This is a genomic window from Actinomadura rubrisoli, assembly GCF_004349215.1.
In the GTDB taxonomy this organism is placed as follows: Bacteria; Actinomycetota; Actinomycetes; order Streptosporangiales; family Streptosporangiaceae; genus Spirillospora; species Spirillospora rubrisoli.
Genome location: NZ_SMKU01000796.1, coordinates 1 through 419 on the forward strand (window position 1 = coordinate 1; position 419 = coordinate 419).

Annotated in this window: 1 protein-coding gene; it reads left to right on the plus strand. The window is 76.4% G+C overall.

The annotated features are described in order from the left end of the window. The first annotated feature begins 3 nt into the window (after nt 1-3). The gene (locus E1298_RS47540) at nt 4-228 is read left to right on the plus strand and encodes a CDGSH iron-sulfur domain-containing protein (RefSeq protein WP_131903942.1); all 225 of its coding nucleotides are present in this window, start codon (nt 4-6) and stop codon (nt 226-228) included. Nucleotides 229-419: the final 191 nt, after the last annotated feature.

A 419-nucleotide genomic window follows, 5' to 3' on the forward strand; every position in this document is an offset into this window, starting at 1 on the left:
GCCGTGGGCGAGGCCGGCGGGCCGCGTGAGCGGCGCCGGGTGAGGGTGGTGCGGGGCGGCCCGGTGCTGGTGGAGGGCCCGGTGGAGGTCGAGCTGGAGGACGGGTCCACGGTGGTGTCGGACCGTTTCGTGGTGGCGCTGTGCGCTTGCCGGCGCAGCCGCTCCTACCCGTTCTGCGACACCAGCCACCGCAGGCGCACGCGCCCGGACGCCCCTGACCGTCCTTGACGCCGTATTCGCCGCCGCCGCCGTCGCGCGGGCGGCCTCGGCCAGCCGCGCTCCGCTGCGTCCTGTCTCCCTGGTTCCTTCTTTGCGCCGCCCGCCGCCGGCGGCATCGCGCGGCCGCGGAGGTCGGGGCCGTCTGATTCGCTCTGATTCGCTGATCGCAGCGATCTCGGGTTCGGTGGGCGGGGCGGGGC